This window comes from Phycicoccus flavus (assembly GCF_004025965.2).
Classification (GTDB): Bacteria; Actinomycetota; Actinomycetes; order Actinomycetales; family Dermatophilaceae; genus Phycicoccus; species Phycicoccus flavus.
This window is the reverse complement of the sequence record NZ_SAYU02000051.1, coordinates 1-18,980: the sequence shown is the minus strand read 5'-3', so window position 1 is coordinate 18,980 and position 18,980 is coordinate 1. Positions and strand designations below refer to the sequence as shown.

Below are 18,980 nucleotides of genomic sequence, written 5' to 3'. Positions count from 1 at the left end.
ATTTGCGAGAACTCGCAGCGCACCCTCTCCGACCTGCGGGAACGACGGCCAGGGCGGGGGGGTCCGGGACCCGAAACCGCCTGGTCCCGGGGCGCGGGAGAGGCGGGCCGCCCGGCGGAGCGGGGTGGGCCGAACGCGCCGAACGCACGGTGCTGACCACCAACGTCGGCCCGCCGACCTATCCTCGATCGTGCCGCCCCTCCGGGCGGCCCCTGCACCCGAGCCCGAGGCCACCCCACCCGCATGATCCGCTTCGAGAACGTCACGAAGGTCTACCCGCGGTCGACCCGGGCCGCCGTCGACGACGTCTCGGTCGACATCGACCGGGGCGAGTTCGTCTTCGTCGTCGGTCCCTCCGGCTCCGGGAAGTCGACGATCCTGCGCCTGGCCCTGCGTGAGGAGGCCCCCACCAACGGCCTCGTCCTCGTCGCCGGCCACGACCTCGGCGCCATGCCGATGCGCCAGGTGCCCCGCCTGCGCCGCGAGATGGGCGCGGTCTTCCAGGACTTCCGGCTGCTGCCGAACAAGACGGTGCACCAGAACGTCGCCTACGCCCTCCAGGTCATCGGCAAGCCCCGGCACGCCATCCGCCAGCTCGTGCCCGAGACCCTCGAGATGGTCGGCCTGGCCGGCAAGGAGAAGCGCTTCCCGCACCAGCTCTCCGGCGGCGAGCAGCAGCGCGTCGCCATCGCCCGGGCCGTCGTCAACCGCCCGCAGATCCTCCTGTGCGACGAGCCCACCGGGAACCTGGACCAGAAGATCAGCATCGAGATCGTCCGGCTGCTGGAGCGGATCAACCGCACCGGCACCACCGTCGTCATGGCCACCCACGACCACGACATCGTCAACGACCTGCGCCGCCGCGTCCTCCAGCTCGACGACGGCCGGATCGTGCGCGACGAGCAGGAGGCCGGCTACCACCAGCGGGTCGCCGAGCCGGTGGAGGAGGACGCCTGATGCAGACCCGCTTCCTCGCCACCGAGGTCGGCTCGGGACTGCGCCGCAACGTCTCGATGGCCGTGTCCGTCGTCCTCGTGACGATGGTCTCGATGTTCCTCCTCGGCCTCGGCCTGCTCGCCCAGCGCCAGGCCGACACGATGAAGGGCTACTGGTACGACCGCATCCAGGTGTCCATCTACCTGTGCACGGCCGACGCGCTCCAGCCCAACTGCCAGGGCACGGCCGCCACGGACGCCCAGCGCGAGGCGCTCCAGGCCCAGCTCGAGGCCCTGCCGGAGGTCAAGCAGGTCTTCTACGAGACCGAGAAGCAGGCGTTCGACCGGTTCAAGGACCAGTTCCGCAACAGCCCGATCGCGGGCAACGTCCAGGTCGGGGAGATCCCGGCCAGCCTGCGCGTCCAGCTCCAGGACCCGACGAAGTTCGCCGTCGTCACCGACCAGTTCGAGAACGCGCCGGGGGTGGCGATCGTCCAGGACCAGGAGAAGGTGCTCTCGAAGTTCTTCACGATCATCAACTACGTGACGTTCTTCGCCGTCGCGCTGGCCGCCCTCATGGCCGCGTGCGCGGCCTTGCTCATGGCGACGACGATCCGCCAGGCGGCCTTCATCCGGCGCCGCGAGATCGGGATCATGCGGCTGGTCGGGGCGTCGAACTGGACGATCCGGATGCCGTTCGTCTCCGAGATGGTGCTCGTGTCCGCCCTCGGGGTGGGGCTGGCCGTCGCCCTGCTCGCCGTCCTCACGAAGTACGTCTTCACCGAGGGCGCCAGCCAGATCGCGCTGTCGCAGGCGTTCATCGGGGTGTCCGACGTCTGGTACCTCGCGCCGTGGATGCTCGCCGGGGTCGTCGGTATCGCCGTCGCCACGAGCCTCGTCACGCTGCGCCGCTACCTGCGGGTCTGACCCCCTCACTCCCGGTTCGTCGCTCCCGTTCCTGTGGGGTCGCCGGGGTTCGAGGGACGAACGGTTCCCCCGTGTCGGCCGCGATCCTCTGTGAACTGTGTTACCAATGATCCTCATGGGACGTCGAGACCGGTCGATCGCCCGTGCCCCTCGACGGCTCGTCGGGACCGGCGCGGCGCTCGTCTGTGCCGCCGGGCTCGTCGTCACCGGCTCCCTCCCGGCCCCCGCCGCGCCCGACCCGGGCGTCCAGAAGCGGGCCGTCGACGGGAAGATCGACCGCCTCAAGGACCACCTCGACGACACGAGCGTCGCGCTGAGCCGCGCCTACGAGGACCTGCACTCCACGCAGGACAAGCTGCCCGCCGCCCGCGCCGCCCTCGACGCCGCCCGCGCCACCGCGGACGCCGCCCAGCAGGCCGAGGCCGAGGCCACCCAGGAGCTCGAGGTCGCCCGGGCCAACGAGTCCAAGGCCGCGAACGACCTGCGCTCGGCCACCCAGGAGGTCGACGACGGCCGGGAGCGGATCGCCCAGTTCGCCGCGCAGATCTACCAGGAGCAGGGCTTCGGCCAGCTCGACGTCGCGCTCTCCAGCACCGAGCCGCAGGACTTCGCCGACCGGCTCGCCCTCGTCGACACCGTCCTGGACGTCCAGGCCGGCACCATGCAGCGCCTCGCCACCGAGCAGGCGAACCTCACCGCCCTCGAGGACCACCTCTCGGCCCTGCGGGCCGACTCCGCCGCGAAGAAGAAGGAGGCCGAGGCCGCGCTGGCGCGCGCCACGGCCGCGCGCGAGGCCGCCGACCAGGCCAAGGTCGAGCTCGAGTCGCTCGCCGCCACCCAGGAGCGGCAGGCCGCGGCCTACGAGGACCAGCTCGCCGCGGACAAGAAGCAGCTCGCCTCCATGGAGCGCGAGCAGGAGCGGCTGCGCCGCATCCTCGTCAAGCGGGCCGAGGAGGCCCGCCGCAAGGCCGCCGCCGAGGCCGCGCGCAGGGCCGCCGCCGAGGCCGCCCGCCAGCGCGCCGCAGAGGCCGCCGCGCGCAAGCGTGCGGAGCAGCAGCGCAAGAACTCGGGCGGCGGCGGTGGCGGTGGGTCGAGCCAGGCCCCGGCCCCGGCACCGGCGCCCGCTCCGCCGCCGCCCCCGGCCCCCTCGTCCTCGGGCTTCCTCAGCCGTCCGGTGCGCACCGGGTGGGTGAGCTCGGAGTTCGGGATGCGCTTCCACCCGGTCTTCCACTACTGGAAGCTGCACTCCGGCCGCGACTACGCGGTCGCCTGCGGCACGCCGGTCTACGCCGCCGCGCCGGGCACCGTCATCAGCGCCGGCTGGGGCGGCGGCTACGGCAACCGCGTCGTCATCGACCACGGCCTCGTCAGCGGCGCCGGTCTCGCGAGCACGTATAACCACCTCACGAGCATCAGCGTGTGGGGCGGGCAGGTCGGGCGCGGCCAGCTCATCGGCTACAGCGGCACGACCGGCACCTCCACCGGCTGCCACCTGCACTTCGAGACGCTGAAGAACGGCGGGTTCGACGACCCGCGGCACTGGCTCAACACCCTCGGCTGACCCGGCGCGCCCCGAACCCGGTGGGGCGGTGGGGCCGCCGGCCGGTAGCCTGCATGCTCGTGGGCAAGGACACCGGGACCAAGCTGGTCGCCAGCAACCGCAAGGCCCGCCACGACTACCACGTCGAGGACACCTACGAGGCCGGGCTCGTCCTCATGGGGACCGAGGTCAAGGCGCTGCGGATGGGGCGGGCCTCCCTCGTCGACGGCTGGGCCGGGTTCGACCGCAGCGACGAGCTGTGGCTCGAGGGCGTCCACATCCCCGAGTACGTCAACGGCAACTGGACGAACCACACCCCGCGCCGCAAGCGCAAGCTGCTGCTCCACAAGCGCGAGCTGGAGAAGATCGCCCAGGCCACCCGCGAGACCGGGCGCACCGTCGTCCCGCTGCGGCTGTACTTCAAGGACGGCCGGGCCAAGGTCGAGATCGCCGTCGTCACCGGCAAGAAGTCCTACGACAAGCGGCACGCGCTGCGCGAGAGGCAGGACCGCAGGGAGGCCGACCGGGCCATCTCCGCCCACCGTCGACGCGGCGAGATCTGAGGTGACCGCCGCGGGCGGGCGCCCCTCGCCCGCGCACCGGCGCGTGGCCCCGGTGGCGCTCGTCCTGCTGGTCCTCGTGAGCCTGGCACTCGCCGCCCCGAGCACCGCGGCAGCGGCACCCGTGGCCGGCGGGGCCGTCGGGACCGCCGCCCCGGACGCGGTCGGCGCCTGGGGCGGGCGCACCCCCGCGCTGGCGGCGCAGGAGCAGGCCGACGTCCTCCACACGAGCATCGAGGCCCAGGAGGACGGGTCGGTGCTCGTCACCGAGGACGTCACGTGGCGTTTCCCGGCGGGGGAGGAGCGGCACGGCATCTACCGGTCGGTGCGGGTGCGGGCCGGCTACCGCGACAGCGACACCCAGTACCGCTACTACGAGCTCTCCGGGGTCGAGGTCAGCTCGCCGACCGGGGCGCCCACCGACCTCGTCGTCCAGGACTTCGGGGCCTTCCGCAAGATCCGCATCGGCAGCCCGTCCGAGACGGTCAGCGGCACCGCGCGGTACGTCGTGCGCTACCGGCTGGCGCACCTGGTCAACGACATCGGCGACGGCACCGCCGAGGTCTACTACGACGTCGTCGACCCCGCGAACGGCTTCCCCCAGCAGGACGTCCGGGCCACCGTGTCCGGCCCCGCCGAGGTCACCCGCGCCGCCTGCTTCACCGGCCCGTCCGGCGCCACCGACCCGTGCCCGGCGACGGCGGGCGCCGAGGCGACCTACCGCATCCCCGACCTCGCGGCCGAGGAGGGCGCCTCGGTCGTCGCGGCCTTCCCGCGCGACGCGTTCGGCGACCTCACCCCCGACCTGCGCGAGGGGAGCGCGAGCGCCGACAGCGGCAGCCGGGTCTCCCCGGCCGCCTCCCGGGTCCTCGGGACGCTCGCCGTCGGCACCGGCGTGCTGCTGCCGCTCCTGGCCGCCGCGGGGATGGGGCTGCTCGTGTGGACCCGTGGCCGCGACGAGCAGTACGCGGGCCTCACCCCCGGCCTGAGTCCCGGCCGCGGCGACGAGGTCCGGGTGGTCACCACCGGCCGGGCCCCCACCGTCGCCGTGCAGTTCACGCCACCGCGCGGCGTGCAGCCGGGGATGGTCGGCACCGTCCTGGACGAGGAGGCGAACGTCGTCGACGTCAGCGCCACCATCGTCGACCTCGCCGTCCGCGGCCACCTCACGCTGTCCCGCGAGGACGGCGGCGCCTTCCGCGGTGACGACTGGCTGCTCACCCGCACCTCCCCGCCGGCGGGCGCGGCGGCGCTCGCGTCCTACGAGCAGACGCTGCTCGACGGCATCTTCGTCGCCGGGGCCGCCGTGCGGCTGTCGTCCCTGAAGAACCGGTTCAAGCCCACGCTCGAGCTCGTCCAGCGGGAGATGTACGAGGAGGTCGTGCACCGCGGCTGGTTCCGTCGCAGCCCAGAGCGCCAGCGGGCCGGCTGGGTGGGGCTCGGCACCGTGCTGGCCGGCCTCGGCGTGCTCGGGTTCGTCTTCGGCTGGGGGCTGTTCGGTGGGCTGTTCTCGGACTCGGTGTTCCCGGTCGACCCGTCCTGGGTGCTCTTCGGCGGCCTCGTCGTCGGGGGTCTCGTGGTCCGCTCCCTCGGGAAGCGGATGGCGGCCCGCACCGCCGAGGGCTCGGCGGTGCTCGCGCAGTCCCGGGGCTTCGAGCGGTACCTCACGACGGCCGAGGCGAACCAGATCCGGTGGGAGGAGGCGCAGGACGTCTTCAGCCGGTACCTGCCCTACGCCATCGTCCTCGGGGTGGCCGACCGCTGGGCCTCGGTGTTCGAGGAGGTCGCGACGGCGGCGGCCGCGGCGGGGTACGTCGTGCCGGGCCCGTGGTGGTACTCGGGGCCGTGGGACCGGGCGGGCTTCGGCGGGGTCGCCTCGAGCATGGACTCGTTCTCGACGGTCGCGGCCGGCACCTTCGTCTCGACGCCCGGCTCGTCCGGCTCGTCGGGCTTCAGCAGCGGTGGGGGCTTCTCCGGGGGTGGGGGCGGGGGCTCGTCCGGCGGGAGCTGGTGACCCCCGGGTCACCGGGCCCCGACACAGGACACGCCGTCCGCGCTGCTGCGCGGACGGCGTGCTCCGGACCTCCGACGGGCCGCTGACCCGTCGGACGGGTGGGGGCGCTCAGTGCTTGAACGCGTCCTTGATCTTCTCGCCGGCGTTCTTCAGGTCGGCGGAGGACTGGTCGGCCTTCCCCTCGGCCTCCATGGACTCGTCGTCCGTCGACTTGCCGACGGCCTCCTTGACCTTGCCCTCGGCGTCCTGGCCGTGGTTGCTCATCTTGTCGTCGAAACCCATCGCCTTCTCCTTCGTCGATGACGGGGCACGAGCCACGGATGACGTCGTGCCGTTCCTCCACCGTACAACGTTGGACGAAGTCTCGACACCGTTCCGGTCGACGAGTTCGTGCAGGTCAGGAGGCGATGACGGCGACGAGGTCGCCGCCCTCGACCTGCTGGTGGCCGTCGACGGCGAGCCGCGCGACGGTGCCGCCGACGGGCGTCGTGATGTTCGCCTCCATCTTCATCGCCTCGATCGTCGCGACGACGGCGCCGGCCTCGACGTCCTGCCCCTCCTGCACCGTCGGGGTGACGACACCGGCGAACGGCGCCGCGACGTGGCCGCGGTCGCCCGGGTCGGCCTTCTCGGCGGCCTTGGTCTCGGCCTCCACCGACCGGTCGCGCACCTGGACCGGGCGGAACTGCCCGTTGAGGGTGCACATCACCGTCCGCATGCCCTGCCGGTCGACCTCGCCGACCGAGCTGATGCCGAGCAGCAGCGTCTTGCCCGGCTCGATCTCCGCCTCGTACTCGGTGCCGTGCTCGAGGCCGTGGAGGAACTCGATGGTCCCGAGCACCGACAGGTCGCCGTAGAGCTCGCGGGTCTCCTCGTACTCCTGGGTCGGGCCGGGGAAGAGCAGGGTGTTGAGGGTGCGCCGGGTGTCGGTGACCAGCGCGGCCTCCTGCTCCGTCGTCAGCTCGGTGACCCGGGGCTTGGCGCTGCGTCCCTCCAGGGCCTTGGTCCGGAACGGCTCGGGCCAGCCGCCCGGCGGGTCGCCGAGCTCCCCGGCGAGGAAGCCGAGGACCGAGTCGGGGATGTCGTAGGACTGCGGGTCGGCCTCGAAGTCCGCGGGGTCCGCGCCGGCGCCGACGAGGGCGAGCGCGAGGTCGCCGACGACCTTGCTGCTCGGGGTGACCTTGACGAGGTTGCCGAGGATCCGGTTCGCCGCGGCGTACATGTCCTCGACCGCCTCGAACTTCTCGCCGAGGCCGAGCGCGATGGCCTGCTGGCGCAGGTTGGACAGCTGCCCGCCGGGGATCTCGTGGAAGTACACGCGGCCGGTGGGGGAGGCGAGGCCGGACTCGAACGGGGCGTAGACCCGGCGGACGGCCTCCCAGTACGGCTCGAGGGAGAAGACGGCGTCGATGTCGAGGCCGGTCTCGCGCTCGGTGCCGTCGGTGGCGGCGACGAGCGCCGACAGGCTGGGCTGGCTCGTCGTCCCGGCCATCGTCGCGGTCGCGGCGTCGACGGCGTCGACCCCGGCGTCGATGGCGGCGAGCAGGGTGCCGATCTGGCCGCCCGCGGTGTCGTGGGTGTGCAGGTGCACCGGCAGGTCGAAGTTCTCCCGCAGCGCGGTGACGAGACGGCGCGCGGCCGGCGCGCGCAGCAGCCCGGCCATGTCCTTGACGGCGAGCACGTGCGCGCCCGTGTCGACGATCTCCTCGGCGAGCCGGAGGTAGTAGTCGAGGGTGTAGAGGTCCTCGCCCGGGTCCATGAGGTTGCCGGTGTAGCAGAGGCACACCTCGGCCACGGCGGTGTTCGTCTCCAGCACGGCCTCGACGGCGGGCCGCATCTGCGAGACGTCGTTGAGCGAGTCGAAGATGCGGAAGACGTCGAGCCCGGTGCGGGCGGCCTCGTGGACGAAGGCGTCGGTGACCTTCGTCGGGTACGGCGTGTACCCGACGGTGTTGCGGCCGCGCAGGAGCATCTGGAGCGGGACGTTCGGCATGGCCTGGCGCAGCAGGGCCAGCCGCTCCCACGGGTCCTCGTGGAGGAAGCGCAGCGCGACGTCGTAGGTCGCCCCGCCCCAGGCCTCCATCGACAGCAGCTGCGGGGTGAGCCGGGCGACGTGGCCCGCGACGTGCAGGAGGTCCCGGGTGCGCATCCGCGTCGCGAGGAGGCTCTGGTGGGCGTCGCGGAAGGTCGTGTCGGTGACCGGCACGTCGGGGCGGGCGCGCAGCTGCCGGGCGAACTCGGCCGGGCCGACCCGCAGCAGCAGGTCGCGGGTGCCCGGGGGCAGCGGCGCGCCGGTGTCCAGCGGCGGCAGCTTCGTGCGCGCCTTGAGGTGCGTCGTCGCCGGGCCGTGTGGGCGGTTCACGGTGACGTCGGCGAGGTACTGGAGCAGCTTGGTGCCGCGGTCGGCGGGCGTGCGGGCGTCGAGCAGCTCGGGGCGCTCGTCGATGAACGACGTCGTCGCCTCGCCGCGCTGGAAGGCCGGGTCGTCGAGGACGGCCTGGAGGAAGGGGATGTTCGTCGACACCCCGCGGATCCGGAACTCGGCCAGCGCCCGGCGCGCGCGACGGACGGCGGCGTCGAAGTCGCGTCCCCGGCACGTGAGCTTGACGAGCATCGAGTCGAAGTGGGGGCTCACCTGGGCCCCGACGAACACGGTGCCGCCGTCGAGCCGCACACCGCCGCCGCCGGCCGAACGGTAGACGGTGATCTGCCCGGCGTCGGGCCGGAACCCGTTGGCGGGGTCCTCGGTGGTGATGCGGCACTGGAGAGCCGCACCGCGGGTGCGGATCTCGTCCTGCGCCAGGCCGAGGTCGGCATGCGTGGCCCCGGCGGCGATGCGCATCTGCGACGCGACGAGGTCGACGTCGGTGACCTCCTCGGTGACGGTGTGCTCGACCTGGATCCGCGGGTTCATCTCGATGAAGACGTAGCGGCCGTCCTCGCCGAGCAGGAACTCGACCGTGCCGGCGTTGCGGTAGCCGATGGCCTGCGCGAACCGCACGGCGTCGGCGCAGATCCGGTCGCGCAGGCCCTGGTCGAGGTTCGGGGCGGGCGCGATCTCGACGACCTTCTGGTGCCGCCGCTGGACCGAGCAGTCCCGCTCGAAGAGGTGCAGCACCTCGCCCTCGGCGTCGGCGAGCACCTGCACCTCGATGTGCCGTGGGCGGACCACGGCCTCCTCGAGGTAGAGGGTGGGGTCGCCGAACGCGGCGTCGGCCTCGCGCTGGGCGGCCTCGAGCGACTCTCGCAGCGTCCCCGGGTCGTCGACCCGCCGCATGCCGCGGCCGCCGCCTCCGGAGACGGCCTTGACGAAGACGGGGAAGCCGATCTCGTCGGCCGCGGCGGCCAGGACGTCGAGGTCGGTGCTCGGCTCCGCCCCGCGCAGGGTCGGCAGCCCCGCCTCGCGGGCGGCGGCGATGGCCCGGGCCTTGTTGCCCGCGAGATGGAGGGCGGAGGCGGGCGGACCGATGAAGGTGATCCCCGCGGCCTCGCACGCCTCCGCGAGGTCGGGGTTCTCGGACATGAACCCGTAGCCGGGGTAGACCGCGTCGGCCCCGCACGCGACGGCGACGGCGACGACCTGCTCGTGGTCGAGGTAGGCCCGGACCGGGTGCCCCTCCTCGCCGATCTCGTAGGACTCGTCGGCCTTGAGCCGGTGCTCGGAGTTGCGGTCCTCGTGCGGGAACACGGCCACCGTCTTGGCCCCGAGCTCGGTGGCCGCCCGGAAGGCGCGGACGGCGATCTCCCCGCGGTTGGCGACGAGAATCTTGTGGAACACGAGGGGACCTCCGGATCGGCGGGCGCGCGTCGGCCCCACCCTAGTGAGACGCCGGGAGCCGGACCGGTCAGCGCGGCTCGGTCTCCTTCTCGGCGGCGCGGTCCGCGGCGTCGTGGCCCTCGGACTCCGGGTGGGCGCCGCGCCGGCCGCCGGACATCGCGTACTCCTCCTCGGGGGAGTAGACGAGGTGGTGGCGGCCCCGCAGGGCGAAGTAGGCGAGCCCGACGGCGAAGAACAGCGCGACGCCGAGGATCACCGACCGGTAGTCGGGGTTGAACGGGAGGATGAGCAGCGTCCCGGCGGCGACGACGCCCGCGACGACGGCGCCGCCCACCCCGACCGGGCTGCGGTAGGGGCGCTCGGCCGTCGGGAACTTCCGGCGCAGCATGACGAAGGCGACCATCTGCAGCACGTAGGCGATGACGGCGCCGAAGACGGCGATGTTCAGCAGCTGCGTCGCGACGTCGACCGCGCTCTCGCCCAGGACCACGCTGAGGCCGACGACGAGACCCAGGCCGATGACGGCGCTCGCGATGAGCGCGACGTACGGGACCTTGCGGCTGCCGGTGAGGGAGAGGAACTGCGGGTAGTAGCCGGCCCGCGAGAGCGAGTACAGGTTGCGCCCGGCGGCGAACATGATGCCCTGGAAGGACGCGACGAGCCCGGCCAGCGCGAAGAGCGAGAGCAGGGCGGCGATGTTGCTGTCCGGGAAGATCGTCCGGAAGCCGGCGAGGATCGGCTCGCCGGACGCGGGGTTCTCGGGGTCGGAGATCTCCTGCGCCCCGACGACCCCCGGGTTGAGGACGAGGACGACGAAGGCGGTGGTGAGCAGGGTGAACATGCCCATGAGCGAGCCGCGCGGGATGTCGCGCTGCGGGGTGTGGGTCTCCTCGGCGGCCAGCGGCAGCTCCTCGATGCCGAGGAAGAACCAGATGGCGAACGGCAGGGCGGCCAGCACGCCGCCGATGCCGAGGGGCAGGAACGACCCGTCGCCCACCGTCCACAGGTTGTCCCAGGAGAACGTGCCGGAGGTGACGGCGAGCACGGCGAAGAGGGCGAGGACGCCGAGCGAGATGATGGCGATGACGACCGCGAACCGGAAGGACGCCTCGGCGCCGGCGGAGTTCAGGCCGACGAAGATCACGTAGAAGATCAGCACCCACACCGGCAGCGGCAGCGAGGCGCCGGTGAGGTCGCCGAGGATGCCGTCGGCGTAGGTGCCGCAGAACGTCCCGACCACCGCCGTCGTGATGACGTACTCGATGCTCTCGGCCAGGCCGGTGACGAAGCCGCCCCACGGGCCCATCGCCGAGCGCGCGAAGGAGTACGCGCCGCCGGTGTGCGGCATGGCCGCGGACATCTCGGAGATGGAGTAGACCATGAGCAGGTACATGCCGCCGATGACGAGCGTCGCGAGCAGCATCCCGCCCCAGCCGGCCTCGGTGATGCCGAAGTTCCACCCCGAGAAGTCGCCGGAGATGACGGCCGCGACCCCGAGCGCCCACAGCGACCACGCCCCCGCGTGCCGGGTGAGCCCCCGCTTCTCGAAGTATGCCTGGTCGGCGTGCGCGTAGGTCACCCCGGAGGTGCGACGAGGACTGGACTGGGGCTCACTCATCCGAAGGACTCCTCGCGTGCGGCGGCGGCGTGAGCGGGAGGCTATTGGACCCCCTGCCAGGCCGTCCAGAAGTAGCCGTTCGGACGGTCTTCTCGGCAGGACGGCGAGGCCCCCGCCCGGATACGCTGCGGCCATGGCTCAGCCGGGGAGGCGTAGGCCCGCCTCGGCGCGTACGAACGCGCTCCAGGCGGTGGGTGTCGCCTGCGCCGGAGTCGCCACCCTCGGCGGGGCGCTCGTCCTCCAGCCGGGCGTCATGACGTCGCTCGGCATCGCCGAGATGCAGCCGAGCCCGGTGTACAGCGAGACGGGGCCGTTGCCCGAGGGCACCCTCGTCATGCCGCCGCCCGGCGTCTCCCCGTTCGACCCCACGTACCTCCCGCCGGGGGTCTCCCTGCCCCCGGGCACCCCGTCCGCGACGGGTGAGGCCCCGACGTCCGACGAGAGCGAGCAGGCCGACCCGACCCCGTCGGGCGAGCCGGCCGACCCGACGTCGACCGCCACCCCGACGGGCACGTCCGACGACACGGCGCTGCCCACCGACGACGTCGCGCCGTCGGCGCCCCCGGTCTACCGCACGCCGACCGGTGCGAACCGCCCGACCGCCGGCCGGACGACGGACAGCGGTGACCGCCCGAGCTCCACCGGCACCCCGTCGCGCGGGGGGTCCACCCCGCCCGGACAGACCGAGCAGCCGCCGCGTCCGACGGGCCAGCCGACGAAGCCGACCAAACCGACGACGACCCCGAAGCCGCCGAAGTCGACGCCCACGCCGCCGCCGCCGCGCAAGGACCCCACGCCCACCCCGACCCCCACGCCGAGCGTCACCGGCCCCACGACCGGCAACAACGGCAACGGGAACGACAACGGCAAGGGCAAGGGGAACGGCAAGGGCAACGGCTCGGGCAAGACGACCACCGGCAAGCCCCCGGCCAAGGGCGTGGCCCCGGAGACCACCGTCACCGCGACCGTCCCGCCCGGCCGGGAGAAGAAGCCGGCCGCGCCCGCCGCCACCGCGCCGGCTGCCGGCGCCGCGAAGGACACGGCTCCCGCGAAGGACACGACCCCGGCGAAGGGCACGTCCGCCAAACGCTGAGCCCCGGCCGGCCACCCGCGCCCCGCGCGGGAATCGGTTGGGCGTGCCACCCGTTGACCTGCATACTGGCGGTGTCGACGGCAGCCCTCGTGGTCGCCGCCGGTCGGGACAACTGAACAGCGTGGGAGTGGCCCTTCACGGGGGTGATCGGTTTCGACACCGACATCTCGTCCAGTGGGAAGCGGGCCGAGGACGCACGGTCATCTCGTACAACGCTCCGTGCAAACCAATAGGTGCCGATTCCAAGCGCACCGACTTCGCCCTCGCCGCCTGAGCGAGCCCGAAGTCCGTTGGCCTAGACACGACCTCGGTCTAGTCACCAGCGTCAGCTAGAGGTCTTGCTGCGTCGTCACGCCGAGGGGCGACGCGGGACTCGCACTCGGCTGGGCCTGTCGGGGAACGTGTGCGCGCGAGCCCCGGGGCCGAGAAAATCCTCAGCGCACTGCGCCCGGAGAAGCCCTGGGCAGCTGTCAGTGGACGCGGGTTCGATTCCCGCCACCTCCACCACGGCGCACTCCCACGCCCTGCCCCGCAGACGGCCCGGGTCCTCCTCGCGAGGACCCGGGCCGTCGACCGTCCCGCCCCAACCTCAGGCGAGCTCGAGCCGGTACCGGTCGCCCTCGCGGGCGAAGCCCAGCCGCGCGTAGTACGGCGCCACCATGCCCGGGGCGGTGAGCACCCGCTCGAACCCGCGGTCGCGGAAGAGCATCGAGTGCCGGAAGACGAACTCGCCGGGCGTGAAGTCGCGGTACCGGGGCGTCACGTAGTCGAGCTCGACCTGTGCGGTCCGCCCGCCCGCGTCCCGGACGACGATGACGCCGACGGTCTCGTCGCCGTGCTGGACGAGGTAGGTGGACCGCCCGGGTCCGCCGGCGACGTCGAAGTCCGGGAAGAACCGGGCGATGTCGGCCCGGTACACGCCGAGGAAGTGGCGCAGGTAGGAGTCGTCCTCGCGCACCGGCAGCACCGCGTAGGCCCGCTCGTCGCCGCGCTCGCGCAGCATCCGGGCGATGAACCAGAGGTTGATGCCGGCGAGGACGACGTTCATCGCGACCATGGGCCAGACGCCGAGGAGGGTGTTGAAGACGGTGAGGATGACGCAGGCCACGGTGTTGAGCACCCGCAGCCGCAGGATGCGCGCCTGGAGCAGGCTGAAGACGAGCAGCGCCGAGCCGAACCAGCCGAGCGCGTCGACCCAGCTCATGCCGGCTCGAGGGCGAAGCGCACGCGGACCGTCACCGACACCGCGGACTCGCCGGCCTCGACGGGCACGCCGCCCTCCGCGGACATGGAGGCCAGTCGCATCCGGGGTGCCGGGCCACCGGGGTCGGGGACCTCGTCGATCTCCAGCACCGGACCGAGGGGCCGTCCCGCGAGCCCCGCGTACTGCGACGCCGTCGCGCGGGCCTGCGTGAAGGCGGCGGTCCGGGCCCGCTCGACGAGCGGCCCCGGGTCGGCGACCTCGAGTGAGACGCCGTCGACCGAGAGCGCGTCGCCGGCCGCCTCCGCCAGCGCGGCGAGCACCTCGCCGGTGCGGTCCCGCTCACGGAGCCGCACGCGCACCGACTGGCTCGCCTGGTACCCGGTGACCTCCCGGCCCTCGCGGTCCCAGCGCGGCGACACGCCCATCGACGTCGTCCGGCGGTCGGCGGCCGCGACGCCGTGCTCGGCGGCCGCGTCCAGAGCGGCGGTGAGGCGAGTGGCGAGGCCGGCCAGCGCGCCGGCGACCTCGCGGTCCTCGACGAGCACCCGGACGTCGAGCGCGACGACGTCGGGGGTGCCCGACGCCGTGCCGGTGCCGGTCACGTCCACGTGGTCAGCCATGGGCGCCACTGTAGGAGGCCGGCGGTGCCGACCGCCGCCGGGTCGGGTCGCGGCCCGCCCCGACCCGCCGCGGGGACGGGCGAGTTCGGGCTACGCGCCGGTACGCGGTTGAATCGGGGTCATGCCCGCCGCGCCGTCCATCGCCAACAGCGTCACCGTCCGTCTCGAGCTCCCGGCCGCGCCCACCGCGGTGAGCAACATGACGAGCCTCATCGAGAAGACGGGCGGGGTCGTCACCGGCCTGGACGTCACCGGCTCGGGGCAGACCCGGCTGCGGGTCGACGTCACGATGCTCACCCGCGACCCCGACCACGCCGACGAGATCGTCGAGGCGATCCGCACCCTCGACGGCGTCGAGATCGGCAAGGTGTCCGACCGGACCTTCCTGCTCCACCTCGGCGGCAAGCTCACCGTCGAGTCCAAGGTCCCGATCCGCACCCGCGACGACCTCTCCCTCATCTACACCCCGGGGGTGGCCCGCGTCTGCCAGGCCATCGCCCGCAACCCCGAGGACGCCCGGCGCCTCACCATCAAGCGCAACACCGTCGCCGTCGTCACCGACGGGACGGCGGTGCTGGGGCTCGGTGACATCGGGCCGCTGGCGGCGATGCCGGTCATGGAGGGGAAGGCCGCGCTGTTCAAGCGGTTCGCCGACATCGACGCCTTCCCCATCTGCCTCGACACGACCGACGTCGAGGAGATCATCCTCACCGTCAAGGCCATCGCCCCCGGCTTCGCGGGCATCAACCTCGAGGACATCTCGGCCCCGCGCTGCTTCGAGATCGAGGAGCGGCTGCGCCAGGAGCTGGACATCCCCGTGTTCCACGACGACCAGCACGGGACGGCGATCGTCGCGCTGGCCGCGCTGCGCAACGCACTGCGGGTGGTCGGCAAGCGCCTCGAGGACGTGCGCCTCGTCATGAGCGGCGCCGGCGCGGCGGGCACCGCCATCCTCAAGCTGCTCCTGCACGCGGGCGCGCGGCACGTCGTCGTCGCCGACGTCGCCGGCGTCATCCACGCCGGTCGCGAGGACGTCAGCTGCGGCGACTACCCGAACCAGACGTGGATCGCCGAGCACACCAACGAGCAGGGCATGACCGGCACCCTCTCCGAGGCCATGGCCGGGGCCGACGTCTTCCTCGGCGTCTCGGCCCCGAACGTCCTCACCGAGGCGGACGTCGCGTCGATGGCCCCGGACTCCGTCGTCTTCGCGATGGCGAACCCCACCCCCGAGATCGACCCCGAGATCGCGGCCCGGCACGCCGCGGTCGTCGCCACCGGGCGCTCGGACTTCGCGAACCAGATCAACAACGTCCTCGTCTTCCCCGGGGTCTTCCGCGGGCTCATCGACGCCGCGAGCCGGCACGTGACGATGGACGTCCTCCTCGCCGCCGCCGACGCCCTCGCCGACGTCGTGGGGGAGGACGAGCGGAACGCGACGTACATCATCCCCAGCGTGTTCAACCCCGACGTGAGCACGGTCGTGGCCGACGCCGTGCGCCGCACCGTCCTCGCCCACAGCGCCGGCGAGCCGCCCGCGCTGCCCGACCCCACCGCGCGACCCGACGCATCCGTCACCGCGTGAGCCGAGCCGACCCGCGGCGGTCCGGTGTCCGTCGCGGTGCGCTGCTCGGCGCCCTGGCGTCGGCCGTGCTCGTGCAGCTCGTCGTCCTCTACGCGCCCTCCGAGCCGGCGCCCCCGCCGTTCCCGAACGCCGACAAGGTCGTCCACATGGGCGTCTTCCTCGTCCCGACCGTCCTCGCGCTCGCCGCCCGGCTGCCCGCCCGCTGGGTGCTGCCGGTGCTCGCCGCGCACGCGGTGCTCAGCGAGGTCGTGCAGGCGACGCTGATCCCGACCCGCGACGGCGACGTGCTCGACGCCCTGGCCGACCTCCTCGGCGTGGCGCTCGGCGCCCTCGTCGCCGGCCTATGGGCCCGCCGACGGTCCGGGGCACCCGTCCGCCGCTGGTAGAATCGTCGGCGTACCGAGGTGCGGACGCCTGGCCGCGTCCCCTCAGGTCCACGACTCGTGGCTCCACCCCCGATCCCCTCGGTGCCCGCCGGTGACACCTCCGTCGAACCGGCCACCCAGGACCACTGACGGTCCGGAGACCCGTTGTGCTCGCCTCCTCGCCACCGGCTGACGACGTGTCTGTCCACGTACGCCACCGACCGAGACACAGGTGAACACCGCCATGCCCAAGAAGACCGGGCCCAAGGCCCGCTGGAGCGCCGCCAAGAAGGCCGAGGTCCGCAAGGGCCCCAAGAAGCCCTTCCACCGCGGCCAGGGTCCCCGCCCCACGACCTCGCCCGCCGGGCGTTCCGAGGACGGCGAGCGCCCCAAGCGTCCCCGCTCCGAGCGCTCCGCGCGCTGGGACGCCGACGACCCGCGTCGCGGCGGCAAGCCGTCGCGCGAGCAGCGCCGCCGCGACGACAGCCGCGCCGAGGGGCGCGGGGACCGCAGGGAGCGCGACGAGCGTCCGCGCTACGACCGCGACGACCGTCGCCCGGTCCGGGACCGCGACGAGCGCCCGCGGTACGACCGCGACGACCGCCGCCCCGTGCGGGACCGCGACGACCGCCCGCGGTACGACCGCGACGACCGCCGCCCGGTCCGGGACCGCGACGAGCGTCCCCGTCGGGACCGCGAGGACCGTCCGCCGCGCCGCCCGCACGACGAGCGTCCCCGCCGTGAGCGCGGCGACCGCCCCTACCGCGAGCGCACCCCGCGCGTCGCCGACCCGGCCCGCCGCGACCGGCACGAGGGCCGGCACGCCGACCGGCCGTGGGAGCGCGAGGAGCAGCCGCGCACCTTCGAGGACGCCGAGGCCGAGCGCGCCGAGGCCGACACCTGGACGACCTACCGGTCCGTCGCGGCCGGCGGCCCCCGCGAGGTGACCTCGGACAACGGCTTCGCCGCCCTGGGCCTGCCCGAGCGGCTCGTCGAGCGCCTCGCCCGCGACGGCATCGCCGACCCGTTCCCCATCCAGTCCGCGACCATCCCGGACGCCCTCGGGGGTCGCGACGTCCTCGGCCGGGGACGCACCGGGTCGGGCAAGACCCTCGCCTTCGGCCTGCCGACGATCGCCCGCCTCATGGGCAGCGGCAAGGCCGAGCCGAAGCGCCCGCGCGCCCTCGTCCTCGTGCCGACCCGCGAGCTCGCGATGCAGGTGAGCGACGCCCTCGAGCCGTTCCTCCACGTCGCGTCGCTGCGGCACCGCCTCGTCGCCGGCGGCCTGTCCTACGAGGGGCAGATCAAGGCCCTCGACCGCGGGGTGCACCTGCTCGTCGCGACGCCCGGCCGCCTCGTGGACCTCATGGAGCGCGGCGCCGTCGACCTCGGCGGGGTCGAGGTCGCGATCCTCGACGAGGCCGACCACATGGCCGACATGGGGTTCGTCCCCGAGGTCACAGCGATCATGGACGCGCTGCCCGAGGGCGGCCAGCGGCTGCTCTTCTCGGCGACGCTGGACCGCGGCGTCGACGCGCTCGTCGAGAAGTACCTCGTCGACGCGGTCACCCACTCCACGGACGAGGCCCAGGCGACCATCACGACGATGAGCCACCACGTGCTGCTCGTCGCCCCCCACGACAAGAAGGCCCTCACCGCGGAGCTCGCCGGACGCGAGGGGCGCACCGTCGTCTTCGCCCGCACCCAGCTGGGCGCCGAGCGGATCGCCGGTGAGCTGCGCGAGCGCGGGGTCCTCGCGGCGGCGCTGCACGGTGGGCTGTCGCAGGGCGTGCGCAACCGGGTGCTCGGCGCGTTCCGCGACGGCACGGTGCCGGTGCTCATCGCCACCGACGTCGCGGCCCGCGGCATCCACGTCGACGACATCGGCCTCGTCGTCCAGGTCGACCCGCCCAAGGACCACAAGGACTACCTGCACCGCGCCGGCCGGACGGCCCGGGCGGGGGAGCAGGGCGTCGTCGTCATGCTCGCGCTGCCGCACCAGCGCCGGCTCGTGACCCGCATCATCGAGGGGTCGGGCGCCCAGGCGCAGACGGCCACGGTGTCGCCGGGCGACGAGACGGTGGCCGGGCTCGGCGGGCGCCCCCCGAGCGGCACCCCGGTGCCGGACGAGGTGTGGCGCCCCATCCTCGAGGGCCGCCAGCGTGGCCGCCAGGGTGGCCGACCGGGCGGGCGTCCGGGCCGGGGCGGACCCCGGGGCGGCGGGCCGCGCGGTGGCCGGCCGCAGCGCGGTCACGGTTCGTCGACCCCCGGACGGGGCGGCGGACGCGGGGGCAGAATGGGCGGGTGAGCGCGCCCTTCACCACCGGCAAGCTCCTCGTCGCGACCCCGCAGATCGGCGAGGGCGTGTTCGCCCGCAGCGTCGTCCTCATGCTCCACCACGGGCAGGACGGCGCCCAGGGCATCGTCCTCAACCGGCCCATCGAGGCCCGGATCGGCTCGGTCCTGCCCGGCTGGGAGGACCACGCGACGAGCCCGGCGACGATGTTCCAGGGCGGACCCGTGCAGCTGGACTCCGCGCTCGGGCTCGTCGCCGTCCTCGGCGACGCGCCCGAGCCCACGGGGGTGAAGCGGCTCTTCGGCGCCGTCGCGCTCGTCGACCTCGACACCCCGCCGCCGCTCGTCGTCCCCGAGGTCGCGGGCCTGCGCATCTTCGCGGGCTACGCCGGCTGGTCGCCCGGCCAGCTCGAGGGGGAGATCGACACCGGGTCCTGGTACGTCGT

15 protein-coding genes and 1 other RNA gene are annotated in these 18,980 nt (G+C 73.7%); 11 read left to right on the top strand and 5 right to left on the bottom strand.

From position 1 onward, the window contains the following. Positions 1–243: 243 nt before the first annotated feature. The 5 genes from ftsE (at position 244) to EPD83_RS14315 (ending at position 5,976) form a co-directional block, all read left to right on the top strand. Positions 244–957: a cell division ATP-binding protein FtsE gene (gene ftsE, locus EPD83_RS14335; protein WP_128368201.1), complete on the top strand. Its 714-nt coding sequence runs from the start codon at positions 244–246 to the stop codon at positions 955–957. Further along, positions 957–1,862 carry a permease-like cell division protein FtsX gene (gene ftsX / locus EPD83_RS14330; RefSeq protein ID WP_128368202.1) on the top strand — a complete coding sequence of 302 codons (906 nt, stop codon included), beginning with the start codon at positions 957–959 and terminating at the stop codon, positions 1,860–1,862. The genes ftsE and ftsX overlap by 1 nt, the downstream gene beginning before the upstream one ends. 115 nt (positions 1,863–1,977) lie before the next feature. Then, positions 1,978–3,423: a M23 family metallopeptidase gene (locus EPD83_RS14325; RefSeq protein WP_165566749.1), complete on the top strand. Its 1,446-nt coding sequence runs from the start codon at positions 1,978–1,980 to the stop codon at positions 3,421–3,423. Between the two features lie 53 nt (positions 3,424–3,476). Beyond that, positions 3,477–3,965: an SsrA-binding protein SmpB gene (smpB, locus tag EPD83_RS14320; protein ID WP_407676030.1), complete on the top strand. Its 489-nt coding sequence runs from the start codon at positions 3,477–3,479 to the stop codon at positions 3,963–3,965. Between the two features lies 1 nt (position 3,966). Beyond that, positions 3,967–5,976, top strand: a complete 2,010-nt coding sequence (locus tag EPD83_RS14315; RefSeq protein WP_164896762.1) for a DUF2207 domain-containing protein — start codon at positions 3,967–3,969, stop codon at positions 5,974–5,976. A 108-nt stretch (positions 5,977–6,084) separates the two neighbouring features. On the opposite strand, the gene EPD83_RS14310 is transcribed toward EPD83_RS14315, so the two are convergent. From EPD83_RS14310 to EPD83_RS14300, 3 genes are all read right to left on the bottom strand, one after another. Further along, positions 6,085–6,258: a CsbD family protein gene (locus EPD83_RS14310; RefSeq protein WP_128368313.1), complete on the bottom strand. Its 174-nt coding sequence runs from the start codon at positions 6,256–6,258 to the stop codon at positions 6,085–6,087. Positions 6,259–6,373: 115 nt separating this feature from the next. Beyond that, positions 6,374–9,754 carry a pyruvate carboxylase gene (locus EPD83_RS14305; protein ID WP_165566748.1) on the bottom strand — a complete coding sequence of 1,127 codons (3,381 nt, stop codon included), beginning with the start codon at positions 9,752–9,754 and terminating at the stop codon, positions 6,374–6,376. A gap of 67 nt (positions 9,755–9,821) precedes the next feature. Continuing rightward, entirely contained in the window at positions 9,822–11,372 is a 1,551-nt protein-coding gene (locus EPD83_RS14300) for an amino acid permease (protein ID WP_165566747.1), read from the bottom strand. 133 nt (positions 11,373–11,505) lie between these two features. Between EPD83_RS14300 and EPD83_RS14295 the strand changes: the two genes are divergently transcribed. Together EPD83_RS14295 and ssrA are read left to right on the top strand one after the other, a co-directional pair. Beyond that, positions 11,506–12,465 carry a RodZ family helix-turn-helix domain-containing protein gene (locus EPD83_RS14295; RefSeq protein ID WP_205859541.1) on the top strand — a complete coding sequence of 320 codons (960 nt, stop codon included), beginning with the start codon at positions 11,506–11,508 and terminating at the stop codon, positions 12,463–12,465. Between the two features lie 139 nt (positions 12,466–12,604). After that, positions 12,605–12,972: a transfer-messenger RNA gene (gene ssrA / locus EPD83_RS14290) on the top strand. A gap of 82 nt (positions 12,973–13,054) precedes the next feature. Here ssrA and EPD83_RS14285 read toward each other — a convergent pair. Next, positions 13,055–13,669, bottom strand: coding sequence for a YgjV family protein (locus EPD83_RS14285; RefSeq protein WP_128368488.1), 615 nt, complete (start codon positions 13,667–13,669; stop codon positions 13,055–13,057). Continuing rightward, positions 13,666–14,289 carry an SIMPL domain-containing protein gene (locus tag EPD83_RS14280; protein WP_165566745.1) on the bottom strand — a complete coding sequence of 208 codons (624 nt, stop codon included), beginning with the start codon at positions 14,287–14,289 and terminating at the stop codon, positions 13,666–13,668. The genes EPD83_RS14285 and EPD83_RS14280 overlap by 4 nt, the downstream gene beginning before the upstream one ends. A 121-nt stretch (positions 14,290–14,410) precedes the next feature. On the opposite strand from EPD83_RS14280, the gene EPD83_RS14275 reads away from it, so the two are divergent. From EPD83_RS14275 to EPD83_RS14260, 4 genes are all read left to right on the top strand, one after another. Then, positions 14,411–15,874, top strand: a complete 1,464-nt coding sequence (locus EPD83_RS14275) for an NAD-dependent malic enzyme (protein ID WP_128368352.1) — start codon at positions 14,411–14,413, stop codon at positions 15,872–15,874. After that, positions 15,871–16,260: a VanZ family protein gene (locus tag EPD83_RS20420; RefSeq protein ID WP_205859540.1), complete on the top strand. Its 390-nt coding sequence runs from the start codon at positions 15,871–15,873 to the stop codon at positions 16,258–16,260. The genes EPD83_RS14275 and EPD83_RS20420 overlap by 4 nt, the downstream gene beginning before the upstream one ends. A gap of 211 nt (positions 16,261–16,471) precedes the next feature. Next, a complete protein-coding gene (locus tag EPD83_RS14265; protein WP_268951207.1) occupies positions 16,472–18,547 on the top strand; it encodes a DEAD/DEAH box helicase in 2,076 nt (691 codons plus the stop codon). Further along, positions 18,544–18,980 (top strand): YqgE/AlgH family protein (locus EPD83_RS14260; protein WP_128368350.1); only part of this gene is annotated, 437 nt, incomplete at its 3' end. The genes EPD83_RS14265 and EPD83_RS14260, both read left to right, overlap by 4 nt.

Excerpts from the sequence above, each read along its gene's own strand:
- smpB (WP_407676030.1), top strand. The coding sequence starts at position 3,477 with ATGCTCGTGGGCAAGGACACCGGGACCAAGCTGGTCGCCAGCAACCGC.
- EPD83_RS14285 (WP_128368488.1), bottom strand. The coding sequence starts at position 13,669 with ATGAGCTGGGTCGACGCGCTCGGCTGGTTCGGCTCGGCGCTGCTCGTC.
- EPD83_RS14310 (WP_128368313.1), bottom strand. The coding sequence starts at position 6,258 with ATGGGTTTCGACGACAAGATGAGCAACCACGGCCAGGACGCCGAGGGC.
- ftsE (WP_128368201.1), top strand. The coding sequence starts at position 244 with ATGATCCGCTTCGAGAACGTCACGAAGGTCTACCCGCGGTCGACCCGG.
- EPD83_RS14300 (WP_165566747.1), bottom strand. The coding sequence starts at position 11,372 with ATGAGTGAGCCCCAGTCCAGTCCTCGTCGCACCTCCGGGGTGACCTAC.
- ftsX (WP_128368202.1), top strand. The coding sequence starts at position 957 with ATGCAGACCCGCTTCCTCGCCACCGAGGTCGGCTCGGGACTGCGCCGC.
- EPD83_RS14295 (WP_205859541.1), top strand. The coding sequence starts at position 11,506 with ATGGCTCAGCCGGGGAGGCGTAGGCCCGCCTCGGCGCGTACGAACGCG.
- EPD83_RS14325 (WP_165566749.1), top strand. The coding sequence starts at position 1,978 with ATGGGACGTCGAGACCGGTCGATCGCCCGTGCCCCTCGACGGCTCGTC.
- EPD83_RS14280 (WP_165566745.1), bottom strand. The coding sequence starts at position 14,289 with ATGGCTGACCACGTGGACGTGACCGGCACCGGCACGGCGTCGGGCACC.
- EPD83_RS14275 (WP_128368352.1), top strand. The coding sequence starts at position 14,411 with ATGCCCGCCGCGCCGTCCATCGCCAACAGCGTCACCGTCCGTCTCGAG.